Annotated in this window: 13 protein-coding genes; 5 read left to right on the forward strand and 8 right to left on the reverse strand. The window is 53.5% G+C overall.

The genetic code is table 11. The features are described 5' to 3' along the window. Positions 1–21: 21 nt before the first annotated feature. The 7 genes from patD to GF617_RS27050 form a co-directional block, all read right to left on the reverse strand. Positions 22–1446, reverse strand: coding sequence for an aminobutyraldehyde dehydrogenase (gene patD, locus GF617_RS04575; protein ID WP_203451185.1), 1425 nt, complete (start codon positions 1444–1446; stop codon positions 22–24). A 24-nt stretch (positions 1447–1470) separates the two neighbouring features. Then, positions 1471–2277, reverse strand: a complete 807-nt coding sequence (locus tag GF617_RS04580; RefSeq protein WP_181623644.1) for an ABC transporter permease — start codon at positions 2275–2277, stop codon at positions 1471–1473. Further along, positions 2267–3211: an ABC transporter permease gene (locus tag GF617_RS04585; RefSeq protein ID WP_181623645.1), complete on the reverse strand. Its 945-nt coding sequence runs from the start codon at positions 3209–3211 to the stop codon at positions 2267–2269. The genes GF617_RS04580 and GF617_RS04585 overlap by 11 nt, the downstream gene beginning before the upstream one ends. 1 nt (position 3212) lies before the next feature. Next, on the reverse strand, positions 3213–4226 hold the full coding sequence (locus GF617_RS04590) for an ABC transporter ATP-binding protein (protein WP_181623646.1): 1014 nt from the start codon (positions 4224–4226) through the stop codon (positions 3213–3215). 17 nt (positions 4227–4243) lie between these two features. Further along, on the reverse strand, positions 4244–5389 hold the full coding sequence (gene ydcS, locus GF617_RS04595) for a putative ABC transporter substrate-binding protein YdcS (protein ID WP_181623647.1): 1146 nt from the start codon (positions 5387–5389) through the stop codon (positions 4244–4246). Positions 5390–5691: 302 nt separating this feature from the next. Next, entirely contained in the window at positions 5692–7101 is a 1410-nt protein-coding gene (locus GF617_RS04600) for a PLP-dependent aminotransferase family protein (RefSeq protein ID WP_181623648.1), read from the reverse strand. A gap of 124 nt (positions 7102–7225) precedes the next feature. Beyond that, positions 7226–7414 carry a cold-shock protein gene (locus GF617_RS27050; RefSeq protein WP_181623649.1) on the reverse strand — a complete coding sequence of 63 codons (189 nt, stop codon included), beginning with the start codon at positions 7412–7414 and terminating at the stop codon, positions 7226–7228. A 433-nt stretch (positions 7415–7847) separates the two neighbouring features. Here GF617_RS27050 and GF617_RS04605 point away from each other — a divergent pair, with 433 nt between their 5' ends. The 4 genes from GF617_RS04605 to hslJ all read left to right on the forward strand — a co-directional run bounded on the left by GF617_RS04605 (position 7848) and on the right by hslJ (position 10959). Further along, positions 7848–9254: a cytochrome ubiquinol oxidase subunit I gene (locus GF617_RS04605; RefSeq protein ID WP_203451186.1), complete on the forward strand. Its 1407-nt coding sequence runs from the start codon at positions 7848–7850 to the stop codon at positions 9252–9254. Continuing rightward, entirely contained in the window at positions 9254–10264 is a 1011-nt protein-coding gene (gene cydB / locus GF617_RS04610; RefSeq protein WP_203451187.1) for a cytochrome d ubiquinol oxidase subunit II, read from the forward strand. The genes GF617_RS04605 and cydB overlap by 1 nt, the downstream gene beginning before the upstream one ends. Next, positions 10264–10392: a DUF2474 domain-containing protein gene (locus GF617_RS04615; RefSeq protein WP_181623652.1), complete on the forward strand. Its 129-nt coding sequence runs from the start codon at positions 10264–10266 to the stop codon at positions 10390–10392. Before cydB ends, GF617_RS04615 begins: the two co-directional genes overlap by 1 nt. Positions 10393–10521: 129 nt before the next feature. Continuing rightward, positions 10522–10959: a heat shock protein HslJ gene (hslJ, locus tag GF617_RS04620; RefSeq protein WP_203451188.1), complete on the forward strand. Its 438-nt coding sequence runs from the start codon at positions 10522–10524 to the stop codon at positions 10957–10959. Here the strand turns inward: hslJ and GF617_RS04625 are convergent, their stop codons facing one another. After that, on the reverse strand, positions 10960–11226 hold the full coding sequence (locus tag GF617_RS04625) for a DUF333 domain-containing protein (protein WP_181623654.1): 267 nt from the start codon (positions 11224–11226) through the stop codon (positions 10960–10962). It lies immediately after the preceding gene. A gap of 275 nt (positions 11227–11501) precedes the next feature. On the opposite strand from GF617_RS04625, the gene nifJ reads away from it, so the two are divergent. Further along, complete coding sequence (gene nifJ / locus GF617_RS04630) at positions 11502–15026, forward strand: pyruvate:ferredoxin (flavodoxin) oxidoreductase (RefSeq protein ID WP_203451189.1); 3525 nt, start codon at positions 11502–11504, stop codon at positions 15024–15026. Positions 15027–15366: the final 340 nt, after the last annotated feature.

The raw sequence follows: 15366 nt of genomic DNA on the forward strand, positions 1-15366 counted from the left end.
CAGACTGCCGGGCGTAAGTGCTTAATGTTTGATCATTACGTGGCGAACAACCGTATAATCCTCAAGCCCGTACACCGACATATCTTTGCCGTAGCCTGACAGCTTCATCCCACCGTGAGGCATTTCGCTGACCAGCATAAAGTGGGTATTCACCCAGGTACAACCATACTGCAAACGTGCGCTAAGGCGATGCGCGCGACCCACATCATTTGTCCAGACCGACGAGGCCAGGCCATATTGCGAGTCATTGGCCCAGGCGAGGACTTGCGCTTCATCATCGAAGGCCGTGACGCTGACCACAGGGCCAAAGACCTCACGCTGAACAATCGCGTCTTCGTGTTTTGCACCAGCCAGCAGTGTTGGCTGGAAATAGTATCCCGCCCCCTCTCTTTTACTGCCGCCCGTCACCACGCGGATGTGGCTGAGTGCCTTTGCATCATCCACCGCTTTGCACACGCGCGACAGATGAGCAGCCGAACTGAGCGGCCCCAGCTCGGTTGATTCATCCTCTGGCGCGCCCATTTTCAGGGTGGAAACTGCTGCACCAAGTTTCTCCACCAGTGCGGCGTAAATGCCCTTTTGGGCATAGATACGACACGCTGCGGTGCAGTCTTGTCCGGCGTTGTAAAAACCAAAGGTTCGCACGCCCTCAACAACGGCATCCAGGTCTGCATCATTAAAAACAATCACCGGTGCTTTGCCCCCCAGCTCCATGTGGGTGCGCTTAATGGATGATGCCGTGTGAGCGATAATGTGTTCCCCGGTCGCAATCGACCCCGTGAGCGAAACCATGCGCACTTTTTCATGTCCGGTCAACGGGTCGCCGACCGTTTTTCCTCGCCCGAACAGGACGTTCAGAACGCCTGCCGGGAAGATATCTTTCGCCAGTTCAGCCAGCTTCAGCGCCGTCAGCGGTGTGATCTCTGAAGGCTTAATCACCACACAGTTACCGGCTGCCAGCGCCGGTGCGAGCTTCCAGGCCGCCATCATCAGTGGATAGTTCCAGGGTGCAATGGATGCGACGACCCCGACCGGATCACGGCGGATCATGGAGGTATGACCATCCAGATATTCCCCGGCAGCCAGACCATTCAGGGTTCGCGCCGCCCCGGCAAAGAAGCGGAATACATCCACGACGGCCGGGATTTCATCCCCCAGCACGCAATGCAGCGGCTTGCCGCAATTCAGTGATTCCAGTTGAGCGAACGCTTCAGCATGCGCTTCAATCGCGTCAGCCAGTTTCAGCAGACACTCAGAACGCACTTTTGGAGTGGTCTGCCCCCATGCCCCAAACGCGCGGTCTGCGGCCAGAACAGCGGCATCGACTTGCCCAACGGATGCCTCCGCGATCTCCAGCAGTACCTCTCCCGTAGCGGGGTTATATACCGGCTGCTTTTCGCCTTCGCCGGTCGTCAGTTCACCATTAATCAGCAGTTGATTTTGCATAGCATAGTCCCGTTTAAATCGACGTTATTTCCCGCTACCGGCGAGAGTGTCGCCTTCACGGGTTAGCCACCAGGCCCCCAGAATAGGAAAGGTTGTCACCAGCATCACCAGCAGAGCGACCACGTTGGTCACCGGGACATCGCGGGGACGGCCCAACTGATTAAGCAACCACAGCGGTAACGTGCGCTCGTGTCCCGCCGTAAATGTGGTGACAATAATCTCATCAAACGACAGCGCAAACGCCAGCATGCCGCCCGCCAGTAGTGCTGACCCAAGATTAGGCATCACGACATAACGGAAGGTTTGCCAGCCATCGGCCCCTAAATCCATCGACGCTTCGACCAGGCTCCAGGAGGTGCGTCTGAACCGGGCGATCACGTTGTTAAAGACCACCACCACACAGAACGTGGCGTGCCCGACCACAATGGTGAAAAAACCCGGTTCCAGATTGATGGCCTTGAAAGCCGTCAACAGTGCCAGACCGGTGATGATCCCCGGAAGGGCGATAGGTAATAACAGCAATAGTGAGATGGCATTTTTACCAAAAAACTCACTACGCCAGAGCGCTGCTGCAGCAAGCGTGCCAAGCACCAGCGCTATGGCCGTCGATAAGGCGGCAATTTGAAGTGACAACGTCACGGAATCAATAATGTCCCCACGCGATGCCGCCACGCTGAACCACTTGAGCGTCAGCCCCTGTGGCGGAAAACTGAAAGCGGCATCTTCCGTATTAAAGGCATAGGTGGCGATAATCAGCAGCGGAAAGTGCAGGAAAATCACCCCGCCCCAGGCTGCCACTTTCAGGAACAACGGTGCGCGTTCAGAGTGCATCGAATGCTCCCAGACGTTTCACGAACGCCAGATAGAGAGAGATAAGAATAATGGGAACCAGCGTGAACGCGGCCGCCATTGGCATATTCCCGATGGCCCCCTGCTGGGAGTAGACCATGTTGCCAATAAAATAGCCCGGCGGCCCAACCAGTTGCGGGACAATAAAATCGCCCAGCGTCAGTGAGAAGGTAAAAATGGACCCTGCGGCGATACCGGGGATCGCCAGCGGCAACACCACGTAGCGGAGCGTCTGACGAGGACGCGCGCCCAGGTCGGCTGACGCCTGCAAGAGCGACGGAGGAAGACGTTCTAGCGCAGCCTGAACCGGCAGGATCATAAATGGCAGCCAGATGTAGACGAAGACCAGGAATCGCCCCAGACCTGACGTCGACAACGTATTCCCGCCGATGGCCGGGATCGTAAGAATCGAGGTCAGAACCGGCTCCAGCCCCATATGCCCGAGAAACCACTGTGCGACACCGTCTTTTGCCAGCAATAGTGTCCAGGCGTAGGCCTTAACAATATAGCTTGCCCACATCGGCAACATGACCGCGATATAGAAAAACGCCTTCCACTTACCACGGGTATAACGTGCCATGTACCAGGCCATCGGAAAAGCCAGGATGGCGCTGGCTACTGTGACAGCAATCGCCATCACCAGCGTGCGCACAATGATGTCGTAGTTTGCCGGATTAAAGAGTGCCCGGATGTTTGCAAAAGTCAGGTCCGGCGTGACCGACATGGTGAAATCGTCAAAGGTATAGAACCCTTGCCACAGCAAGGTCAGCAGCGATCCTAAGTAGACAATACCGAACCACATCAACGGGGCGAGCAGAAGCAGGAATAATCCCAGCGACGGTTTACGCCAGAACAACGCGGTCATTCGGCTTAACCGCCCATGGGATGTGGGAGTATGCGAAACGCTCATATCCATTTCACCTCTCCTCGTGCAGCAGAACCATGGCCTCGCGTGACCACGATGCCATCACCTGCTGACCCGGTTCCGTATTCGCAGGCACGGGGTGGCCACTAAGGTTGGCCTGGCTCACAAGCAGTTTTGCACCATCGGCAAGTCGCAACTCAAAGCGTGTTGCCGCCCCCTGGTATTGTACGGCCTGCACCACGCCCTGAACCTGAACCTCCCCGCCTTCATTCAGACGAATATGCTCCGGTCGCAATGCATACATACCGTCCATGCCGCACACACGCTGGGCAATGCCCGCATCGAACACGTTAGACGTGCCAACAAAACCAGCTACGAATGGCGTTCGCGGGCGCATGTACAGTTCGCGAGGAGTATCGACCTGCTCAATTCGCCCGTTGTTGAACACCGCCACCCGGTCAGACATCGAGAGCGCTTCGCCCTGATCGTGGGTGACGAAAATAAAGGTAATACCCAGTTCCTGCTGAAGTTTCTTCAGTTCAAACTGCATCTGTTCCCGGAGCTTAAGATCGAGTGCCCCTAAAGGCTCATCAAGCAGCAACACCCGAGGCTCATTGACCAGGGCGCGCGCAATGGCAACACGCTGACGTTGCCCGCCGGAAAGCTGCGACGGTTTACGTTTATCGGCAAAACCCAGACCGACCTTTTCCAGCGCATCGCGCGCCTGCGATTGCCGTTTTTTCTTGTCGATGCCTTTCACCATCAGGCCGTAAGCCACATTCTCGAGGATCGACATATGCGGGAACAGCGCGTAATCCTGAAACACAGTGTTCACATCGCGCTCCCAGGGCGGGAGCGCGCTGGCTTCTTTACCGAAAATCGTGATCGTACCGCCACTCAACTGCTCAAAGCCCGCAATCAGACGCAGGCAGGTGGTTTTGCCGGAGCCCGAAGGCCCCAGCATGGAGAAAAACTCCCCGTCACGAATAGCAATGGTGACACCATCCACAGCCCGTACGTCACCGTACAGGCGGGAAACATCATTAAACTCTACCGCGTACGTCATGCTCTGCTCCCGGGCGATTAACGGCCGCCCATGATGGCGATGTAATCCTGCGTCCAGCGGCTGTAAGGGACAAATTTCCCACCTTCCGCAATCGGCGTTTTCCAGAACATAATTTTGTCGAAGTAGTTATATCCGTTGGTTTCACACCCTTTGTCGCCCAATAGCGTGCTGGCTTTACATCCTTCAGCCACCACCGGCAACGAGCCAAACCATGCCGCCAGATCGCCCTGCACTTTTGGCGTCAACGACCAGTTCATCCACTTATAGGCACACATCGGATGTTTCGCTTCGGCATGCAGCATGGTGGTATCAGCCCAGCCGGTGACCCCCTCTTTCGGGAACACGGTTGCTATAGGCTGGTTTTCACCTTTCAGGGCGTTCGCCTGATAGGGCCAGGCGCTGGATGCCACCACACCTTCATTTTTGAAGTCACTCATTTGTACCGTGGTGTCATGCCAGTAGCGGTGAATCAACGCATGCTGATCGCGAAGCACTTTCAGAACGGCGGCATACTGTTTTTCCGTGAGCTGGTACGGATCGGTGATCCCCAGCGCTGGCTGTGTGGCTTTCACAAACAACGCGGCATCGGCGATGTAAATCGGGCCATCATAGGCCTGGACGCGGCCCTGGTTGGTTTTGCCGTCCGGCAGATCCTGTTTGACGAATACCACGCTCCAGCTGTCTGGTGGTGTCGGGAAGGTTTTGGTGTTATACATCAGCAGGTTTGGCCCCCACTGATACGGCGTACCGTACACCTTGCCCCCCACGTTGAACCACTCACCTTTGACGATGCGCGGGTCGATGGTTTTCCAGTTTGGAATGAGGTCGGGATTAATCGGCTGGACGCGTTTACCCATTACAAGGCGAAGAGAGGCATCACCGGATGCCGTTACCAGGTCATATCCGCCTTTCGCCATCAGGCTGACCATCTCATCGGAGGTCGCGGCGGTTTTAACATTCACCGCACAACCCGTCTCTTTTTCAAACGGGGTCACCCAGTCATAATTTTTATCCGTCTGACCGCGTTCGATGTATCCCGGCCAGGCAATAATATCCAGTCGTCCTTCCCCATCGCCGATAGCCTTTGGTGGCTCAGCGGCTTGCACGGTCATGATGGTCATACCGAGCGCACACAGGCTGCTGCGGGCAAATTTTTTGCTCATTAGATTTACTCCTGTCGCAATGAAATTTAGCGGCAGCCGTGCCGTAAAAATATCTCCCTAACTAAACGTAGACCGCGTAAATGCGCCGCACCCGACGCGTCGGGGAAATTTCACCAGGTTGTGACCGAGGGCGCATTCCCCGTTAACTGGATTATAGACAAGGGGTTAGCGATGAGAGGCAGTATGCAGATTTCCTATGATGCAAACGAAAAAGCGCCGCGAGATATTCGCAGCGCCTTTTAAAAATAAGGAAGGGTTATTTCCAGAGCAATATAATACGTCGATTAAAACAGGCAGTGTATTTATTCCAGCATTTCACTAATTAATTGACCCAACTGGCGCACAGCGTGTTCCTCTCGCTCTCCCCATGCCCACGACGTATTGAACCGAAAGAAAGGCGTCCAGGCATCCGATGTCGAAAACATTTTCCCCGGCGCAATGCTGATATGGTGGGTTAAGGCTTTCTCGCTCAAAAGCCCGGCATCCAGCGGTGCAGGCAGCTCCAGCCATAAAAAGTATCCGCTGTCATTATGGTGGATTTTGACACCAGATGGCATATGGCGTAACAGGGCTTGCCAGGCCTGCTGTTTGCGCTCAGCAAGGGTGCGACGCAGACGTCGAAGGTGCGCGTCATAGCGTTTTGTCGCCAGATAATCCACCAGCGCCAGCTGCATAGGCGAACTGGTTGATAAGGTGCTCATTAACTGCAGATGCTGGATCCGCCGCGCATGTTTCCCCGCAGCCACCCAGCCGATGCGAAAACCCGCCACCAGGCATTTCGAGAATGAAGAGCAGTGCAACGTCATATCCTGGCTGTCCCAGGCTTTGGCGGGCAACGGTTTTTCACGGCCAAAATAGAGTTCACTGTAGACATCATCTTCTATCAACATGACGTTGTGCTTGGTCAATAACGCAATTAAATGCGCTTTTTTCTCCGCACTCAGCGTAAATCCCAGCGGATTTTGGCTGTTGGTCATTAGCCAGCAGGCTTTCACCGGGTAATCGTTTAGCGCCTGCTCAAGCGCGTTCAGGTCGATCCCCTCACGGACATCTGCCGCAATCGAAAGCGCTTTTAGTTTCAAACGCTCCAGCGCCTGAAGCGCACCGTAAAAACAGGGATTCTCGACAATCACCCAGTCGCCCGGCTCGGTCACGGCCTGGAGACTGAGGTTAAGCGCTTCCAGCGCCCCGGCGGTGATCACAATTTCGTCGGGTGAAATGTTCATCCCTTGCTGCGCATAACGCCGGGCAATGGCATGACGGAGATCGACATTGCCCGGCGGCAGATTTTCAATGACGCTCATCGCCGTGGCCGTTTTACTGACGTTAGCCAGTGAGCGATTGAGTTGCTGAAGCGGGAAAAGTCTGGGGTCAGGAAACGCGGACGCAAAAGGCACAACGGAGGGATCACGGCTGGCCTGGAGTACATCAAAGATATAGGTGTTGATGTCCACCACTTCACTCCGCATCACCTGGGCAGGCGGAGCAGGCTGCTGGGATGTCGGGCGGGAGGCAACGTAGTAGCCCGACTGCGGGCGAGCAACGATTCGCCCCTGGCTTTCCAGCATCTGATACGCATGACCCACGGTCATAAAACTCATGCCACTGCTGGCAACCTGCTCTCGCAGTGACGGCAATTTGTCGCCGGGTAACCATACCCCAAGCTCAATTTGCGAGATAAGTTGCTGCGCCAGACGCTGGTATTTTTTCATCAGATTCTCCTCACTTCGCGACAGTGTATATCAGCAGGAGAAAAAGAGAAGTTTTAGCGAACTGTTATGGTTATTCGTGGCGCTTTTTACCACCAGGTACGAAGCTTAAGCGGCTAGCGTGTTGTTACTTACGATAATCAAGTGGCGCTTTTTCTGCATGCACGGCCGCCGCCAGATGATCGAGAGTCACCATGGACGATTTGCAGAAAATGCATTTCGCGCCATGTGGATTTTTTTCTGACACATCAAAAGCGGATGTGCGGTATTGCGAGCCATGACAGCATGGGCATCGAAAATGGATATAAGAAATCATAAGATTCTCCTGTAAACGTTAAAACGTAAATCACTAATGGGCCTTTATGGCAACAGTGGTCTGAGACAAAACTAATCAGAGTGTAAAGAAAAGACCCAAGAGAGGCTGCGGAGAGGCACAACGTGATGAGGAATGCTTTAAGAAACGACGTCAGATATTTTTTTGGATGTCAAACCGAAGAATCATTAACGCATGTCCGAGAAAAGGATGCAAGGCTTTTAATGCATAAAAGTGATAAGAAAAAAATTTTTATATTCTGAACTTTTAGCTATGCCGATAGTCGTGTACACATCTTAGCGTAACGCTGTATATCAGATTGTAAAAAATCACCATTTTATGGAACTGTTATACATAAATTTCACTTTTCTGCCTCTGATAGTCATCTGACAGACCCTATACCATAACCGCACACCGTTTGACATTGAGGCTGTGCATGTTTGGTTTAGATGCTTTTCATCTTGCGAGGATACAATTCGCGTTTACCGTATCCTTTCACATTATTTTCCCGGCAATAACCATCGGCCTTGCGAGTTATCTCGCGGTGCTGGAAGGTCTGTGGCTAAAAACGAAAAACCCAACCTGGCGTTCGTTGTACCATTTTTGGTCGAAGATCTTCGCCGTTAACTTTGGTATGGGCGTCGTTTCAGGTCTGGTCATGGCGTATCAGTTTGGTACGAACTGGAGCGGTTTTTCCCAGTTTGCGGGAAGTATTACTGGCCCACTTCTCACCTATGAAGTGCTGACAGCGTTCTTCCTCGAGGCAGGATTCCTCGGGGTAATGCTGTTTGGCTGGAATAAGGTTGGACCAGGGCTGCACTTCTTCGCAACCTGCATGGTTGCGCTGGGTACAATCATCTCCACCTTCTGGATCCTGGCGTCTAACAGCTGGATGCAAACCCCACAAGGCTATGAAATCGTTAACGGTCAGGTCGTCCCCGTCGACTGGTTTGCCGTGGTGTTCAACCCCTCCTTCCCCTACCGTCTGCTGCATATGTCAATTGCCGCCTTCCTGAGCAGCGCGCTGTTTGTCGGTGCTTCTGCGGCATGGCATTTACTGCGGGGAAACAATACGCCTGCCATTCGGGCGATGTTCTCAATGGCGCTGTGGATGACCCTGATTGTGGCGCCCATTCAGGCCATGATTGGTGATATGCACGGGCTGAATACGCTAAAACATCAGCCTGCTAAAATTGCCGCCATTGAAGGTCATTGGGAAAATCCGCCCGGAGAACCGACTCCACTGCTGCTTTTTGGCTGGCCGGATATGGAACAAGAGCGAACACGCTATGGGCTGGAGATCCCGGCGCTTGGCAGCTTAATTCTGACCCACAGTCTGGACAAACAAGTTCCCGCTCTGAAGGATTTTCCGAAGGAAGATCGTCCTAATGCCACCATTGTCTTCTGGTCGTTCCGCATTATGGCAGGCTTAGGCATGTTGATGCTGCTGCTGGGCGTTGTCGCCGTCTGGTTACGTTACAAGCAAAAAGTGTATACCTCCCGTCCCTTCCTTTGGTTTGCTCTGTTGATGGGACCTACCGGCCTGATCGCTATTCTGGCGGGCTGGGTTACCACAGAAGTGGGTCGACAACCGTGGGTGGTTTACGGGTTACAACGCACGAAGGATGCCGTATCTGCGCATGGCGACCTGCATATGAGCCTCAGTTTGCTGGCCTTTTTTGTGGTCTACACCTCGGTGTTTGGTGTGGGATATAGCTATATGGTGCGGCTCATCAAAAAAGGACCGCAGGAACACGAAACCTTCCCGACAGAGTCCGATGGACGTCCGGCGCGCCCACTTTCTGCCGCCAGCACTGAATTTGCTACTAAGGAGAAACCATAATGGGTATCGATCTTTCCATTATCTGGTTCGTCATTATCGTCTTCGCCACGCTGATGTATATCGTGATGGATGGCTTTGATTTGGGGATAGGTATCCTGTTCCCGGCGACGCAAAATGCCGATGACCGCGACGTGATGGTCAACAGCGTCGCCCCTGTCTGGGACGGGAATGAAACCTGGCTGGTCCTGGGAGGCGCTGCACTGTTCGGCGCATTTCCCCTGGCTTATGCCGTAATCATTGATGCCCTCACCATTCCATTGACCTTAATGCTGATCGGGCTGATATTTCGCGGTGTTGCCTTTGAGTTCCGTTTTAAAGCAACGCCCGCACACCGTCCTTTCTGGGATAAAGCCTTTGTGGGAGGGTCCATTCTGGCCACATTTACCCAGGGCGTTGTGGTTGGCGCGGTCATTAACGGTTTTGCCGTAACCGGTCGCACCTACAGCGGCGGGCCATTTGACTGGTTTACCCTGTTTAACCTGTTTTGCGGTGTAGGGCTGGTTGTCGCCTATGCCCTGCTCGGGGCAACCTGGCTGGTGATGAAAAGCGAAAATCCACTTCAGCACCGTATGCGCCAGGTATCGAAACGCCTGCTTCTCGCCTTACTCGCTGTTATTGCGGTAATCAGTATCTGGACACCGCTGGCGCATCCGGTCATTGCCGCGCGTTGGTTTACATTACCTAATCTCTATTTCTTATTGCCTGTGCCGGTCCTGGTTGTTCTTCTCAGCCTGATCCAGTGGCGTTGCCTGAATAATAATGACAGCCATAATCTGCCGTTTGCTCTGACGTTAGGGCTTGTTTTCCTTGGCTTCAGCGGGCTTGGGATCAGCATCTGGCCGCATATTATCCCGCCGTCCATCACGCTATGGCAGGCTGCTGCGCCAGCACAAAGCCAGGGCTTTATGCTGGTAGGTGCGCTGCTGATTATTCCCATTATTTTGGTCTACACCTTCTGGACCTATTACGTATTTCGTGGAAAAGTTCAGCATGGGGAGGGTTACCACTGATGCAACAACCTGTCTGGAAACGTCTGATGTGGCTGGCTATCATCTGGGGCGGAAGTGTCCTGGCACTGGCATCGGTCAGTATGCTCTTTCGTGTGCTGATGGCAGCCGCAGGATTTAAAACACACTAATCTACCTTATCGGGCAGTCCGTACGCTGCCCGCTCCCCCTCGCACTTTCAGATAAACCCCATTAACGCGCAACGGAGTATCGTGACACTCTGAAAGTAGATTCACGGTATTTATAGTTTGAGAAGAAATATGAAAAAATTCGTTGCGTTAAGTTTATTCAGTCTGGTGCTCACGGGCTGCGTGAATCCCGGTAAAGCCTCTGTTCAGCCAGAACAACTTCAGAGTCATCGGTTTGTTCTGGAAAGTGTGAATGGCAAAGCGGTGAAAACCAGCGCGACGCAACCTGAAATCAGTTTTGGGGAGTTGCAGGATCTCAGCCTGATTAAAAATATAACGGTGTCTGGCGTGATGTGTAATCGCTTTAGCGGCCAGGGGAAATTGGCCGAGGGAGAACTCAAGGTCAAAACGCTGGCGATGACCCGAAAATTATGTACTGATCCACAGCTTAATGAACTGGATCACACCATCAGCGATATTTTGCGCGCAGGCGCGCAGGTCGATCTGACGGAAGATCAGCTCACACTGGCAACAGCAGAAAAAACGTTGACGTTTAAGCGCGCGGAATAATCAGTAGTTACCGCATGTCCCCACGGCAAGCGACTGTTCACTGCAACGTTTGCCATTGGGTAGCGCGCACATGCCAATAGCAGAACCGTCAAGCTGACGGGCAACAGACAGTGCTCCGCCAATCATCGCGCAATTAGCTTGTCCCGAGCTGGACATCGCCGCTCTCATACCCGGCGCAACATGAGCAGCCGTCGCCTGCTGGACAGGTTCACTGCTGCATGCCGACAACAATAACGCGGCACATCCTACCCAAAACGCTGAACGCATTCTTTTTCCCCCATACCCATAGATGTTGCGAAACCTAAGCATAATAGGCATCGGTCGTCGCTACGTCGAGAGCGCAACTGCGTATTTATGCGATACAGAAACAAATTTTCGCACTTTTTCCACCAAAATATTGATCTACTCATTGATGGCGCGAATATCGAGGACACAAAAGCGAAAATCGTAAAACCGGACTTTTGCTAAAATAAAGAAATAATATTCAGGGCCTGTTGCCGTTTTACGGGCCCCTTTTTTGCGCAATGTAAGGGTGTCGTCCTATGCAAACTATTGACGGTAATGGTGCAGTCGCGTCAGTCGCGTTTCGCACCAGTGAAGTTATCGCCATTTATCCCATTACGCCAAGCTCCACAATGGCGGAACAGGCTGATGCCTGGGCAGGTAATGGGTTGAAAAACGTCTGGGGTGATACACCCAGAGTGGTTGAAATGCAGTCGGAAGCGGGCGCAATTGCCACAGTGCATGGCGCGCTCCAGACGGGAGCGCTTTCAACCTCATTTACCTCTTCTCAGGGGTTGCTGCTGATGATCCCGACGCTGTACAAACTGGCAGGCCAACTTACGCCATTCGTATTACACGTGGCCGCTCGTACCGTCGCGACCCACGCGCTGTCGATTTTTGGCGACCATTCTGATGTTATGGCCGTTCGGCAGACAGGGTGTGCCATGTTATGCGCCAGCAGCGTTCAGGAAGCTCAGGACTTCGCCCTAATTTCACATATCGCCACCCTGAAAAGCCGTGTTCCCTTCATTCACTTCTTTGATGGTTTCCGCACCTCACACGAGATCAATAAAATCGTGCCATTGGCCGATGACACGATCCTGAATCTGCTACCGCTGGCGGAAATTGACGCCCATCGCGCCCGTGCGCTTAATCCTGAACATCCGGTGATCCGTGGCACATCGGCAAACCCGGATACCTATTTCCAGTCCCGCGAAGCGACTAACCCGTGGTACAACGCCGTTTATGACCACGTCCAGCAAGCGATGGATGACTTTGCAGCCGCAACCGGGCGCGAGTACAAACCGTTTGAGTATTACGGTCATCCACAGGCTGAGCGCGTAATCGTGCTGATGGGTTCGGCGATCGGAACCTGCGAAGAGGTCGTGGATGAACTGCTGACGCGCGGCGAAAAAGTCGGCGTGCTGAAAGTGCGCCTCTATCGCCCGTTCTCCGCAAAACATCTGCTTTTCGCGTTACCTGAAACCGCGCGTACCGTTGCAGTGCTCGATCGTACCAAAGAACCGGGTGCGCAGGCTGAACCCCTTTATCTGGATGTGATGACCGCTCTGGCGGAAGCCTTTAACAGCGGCGAGCGCGAAACCTTGCCGCGCGTGATCGGCGGACGCTACGGTCTGTCTTCGAAAGAGTTTGGCCCGGATTGTGTACTGGCTGTATTCAACGAGTTGAGTCAAACCAAACCGAAGCCGCGCTTTACGGTGGGTATTTACGACGATGTCACCAACCTCTCACTGCCCTTACCGGAAAATACCCTGCCAGCGAGCGCCAAACTCGAAGCGCTGTTTTATGGGTTAGGCAGCGATGGCAGTGTCTCGGCGACTAAAAACAACATCAAAATTATCGGTAACTCAACGCCCTGGTATGCCCAGGGGTATTTCGTTTATGACTCCAAAAAAGCAGGCGGATTGACCGTTTCTCACCTGCGCGTCAGCGAGCAGCCTATCCGCTCCGCCTATCTGATCTCCCAGGCCGATTTCGTGGGTTGTCACCAGCTACAGTTCATCGATAAGTATCAAATGGCAGAGCGCCTGAAGCCTGGCGGGATTTTCTTGCTCAACACGCCATACCGCGCAGAGGAAGTCTGGGATCGTCTGCCACAGGAAGTACAGGCGGTCCTGAATCAGAAAAAAGCCCGCTTCTTCGTCGTCAACGCGGCAAAAATCGCCCGCGAATGTGGCCTTGCCGCGCGTATCAACACCGTAATGCAGATGGCCTTCTTCCACCTGACGAACATTCTGCCTGGCGACAGCGCACTGATGGAGTTGCAGGGGGCGATTGCTAAAAGCTATAGCAGTAAAGGACAGGAACTGGTTGAGCGTAACTGGCAGGCCCTGGCGCTGGCTCGCGAATCCCTGTCTGAGGTTCCTTTACAGCAGGTCAATGCAGCCAGCCCGAATCGTCCTCCCGTGGTGTCCGATGCCGCACCCGATTTTGTTAAAACGGTGACTGCCGCCATGCTGGCGGGCCTGGGCGACGCCCTTCCCGTCTCGGCGCTGCCGCCTGACGGCACCTGGCCGATGGGGACAACTCGCTGGGAAAAACGCAACATTGCCGAAGAGATCCCAATCTGGAAGGAAGAACTGTGTACGCAGTGTAACCACTGCGTAGCGGCGTGCCCACACTCCGCCATTCGCGCCAAAGTGGTCTCTCCGGAAGACATGGATAATGCCCCAGCCAGCCTGCACTCACTGGACGTGAAATCCCGCGATATGCGTGGGCAGAAATACGTCCTGCAGGTCGCACCGGAAGATTGTACCGGCTGTAATCTCTGCGTAGAGGTCTGCCCGGCGAAAGATCGTCAGAACCCAGAGATTAAAGCCATCAATATGATGTCGCGCCTGGAGCATGTTGAAGAAGAGAAAGTGAACTACGACTTCTTCCTCGACCTGCCGGAAATTGATCGCACCAAACTCGAACGCATTGATATTCGAACCTCCCAGTTGATTACGCCGCTGTTCGAGTATTCAGGCGCGTGCTCCGGTTGTGGTGAGACGCCGTACATCAAGCTGCTGACGCAGTTGTATGGCGATCGCATGTTGATTGCCAATGCAACTGGCTGCTCTTCTATTTATGGTGGGAACTTGCCTTCCACGCCGTATACCACGGATGCAAATGGCCGGGGTCCGGCGTGGGCAAACTCGCTGTTTGAGGATAACGCTGAATTTGGCCTGGGCTTCCGCCTGACGGTTGATCAGCACCGTATCCGCGTTATGCGCCTGCTGGAGCAGTTCGCCGATAAGATCCCGGCGGAACTGAATGACGCCCTGCACAGCGATGCCTCACCCGACGTTCGTCGTGAGCAAGTGGCGGAACTGCGCAAACAACTCAGCGGGGTTGAAGGTGCAGAACAACTTCTGACCGATGCCGACGCGCTGGTGGAAAAATCTATCTGGCTGATTGGTGGGGATGGGTGGGCTTACGACATTGGTTTTGGCGGATTGGATCATGTCCTGAGCCTGACCGAAAACGTCAATATTCTGGTGCTGGATACCCAGTGTTATTCCAACACCGGTGGTCAGGCGTCAAAAGCGACGCCGCTGGGCGCCGTGACCAAATTTGGCGAACACGGTAAACGCAAAGCGCGTAAAGATCTGGGTGTCAGCATGATGATGTACGGTCATGTTTATGTTGCGCAAATTTCGCTTGGTGCGCAGCTCAACCAGACGGTAAAAGCCATTCAGGAGGCCGAGGCCTATCCGGGCCCATCGCTGATTATCGCCTACAGTCCGTGTGAAGAGCATGGCTATGATCTGGCTCTCAGCCATGATCAGATGCGCCAGCTTACCGCTACCGGGTTCTGGCCGCTGTATCGTTTTGATCCACGCCGGGCCGATGAAGGCAAATTGCCGCTGGCACTCGACTCCCGTCCACCATCCGACGCACTTGCAGAGACATTAATGCAGGAGCAGAGATTCCGTCGGCTTAACGCGCAACAGCCTGAAGTCGCCGAGCAGTTGTGGAAGGATGCTGCGGCAGACCTGCAAAAACGCTACGATTTCCTGGCGCAAATGGCAGGAAAAGCTGAAAAATCTACCAGTGAATAATCTCACCTGCCCGGCTCTGCCGGGCATTTTTTGCCCATAAAAAAACCCGATGTATACACATCGGGCCAATCCTGATTTATCTTCGAATAACAGTTTATTTATATAAATAGCATTCACGCAGATAATGGATAAAGAATCTTAAAGGCATATAACGGGGCAAAGATTACCTTTTCCAGTCTCACATTAACAATTTTTATTTAATATGATTCACCACAAATCATTCATGAAATCTATCATCATGTCTGCAGTATTATTTCCTTTAGGGAAGGTGCGAACAAGTTCCTGATATGAGATCATCATATTCATCCGGAGCGCATCCCAGAGGGACATCATGAGCCAT

This window comes from Lelliottia sp. RWM.1 (assembly GCF_016859735.1).
Taxonomy (GTDB): domain Bacteria; phylum Pseudomonadota; class Gammaproteobacteria; order Enterobacterales; family Enterobacteriaceae; genus Enterobacter.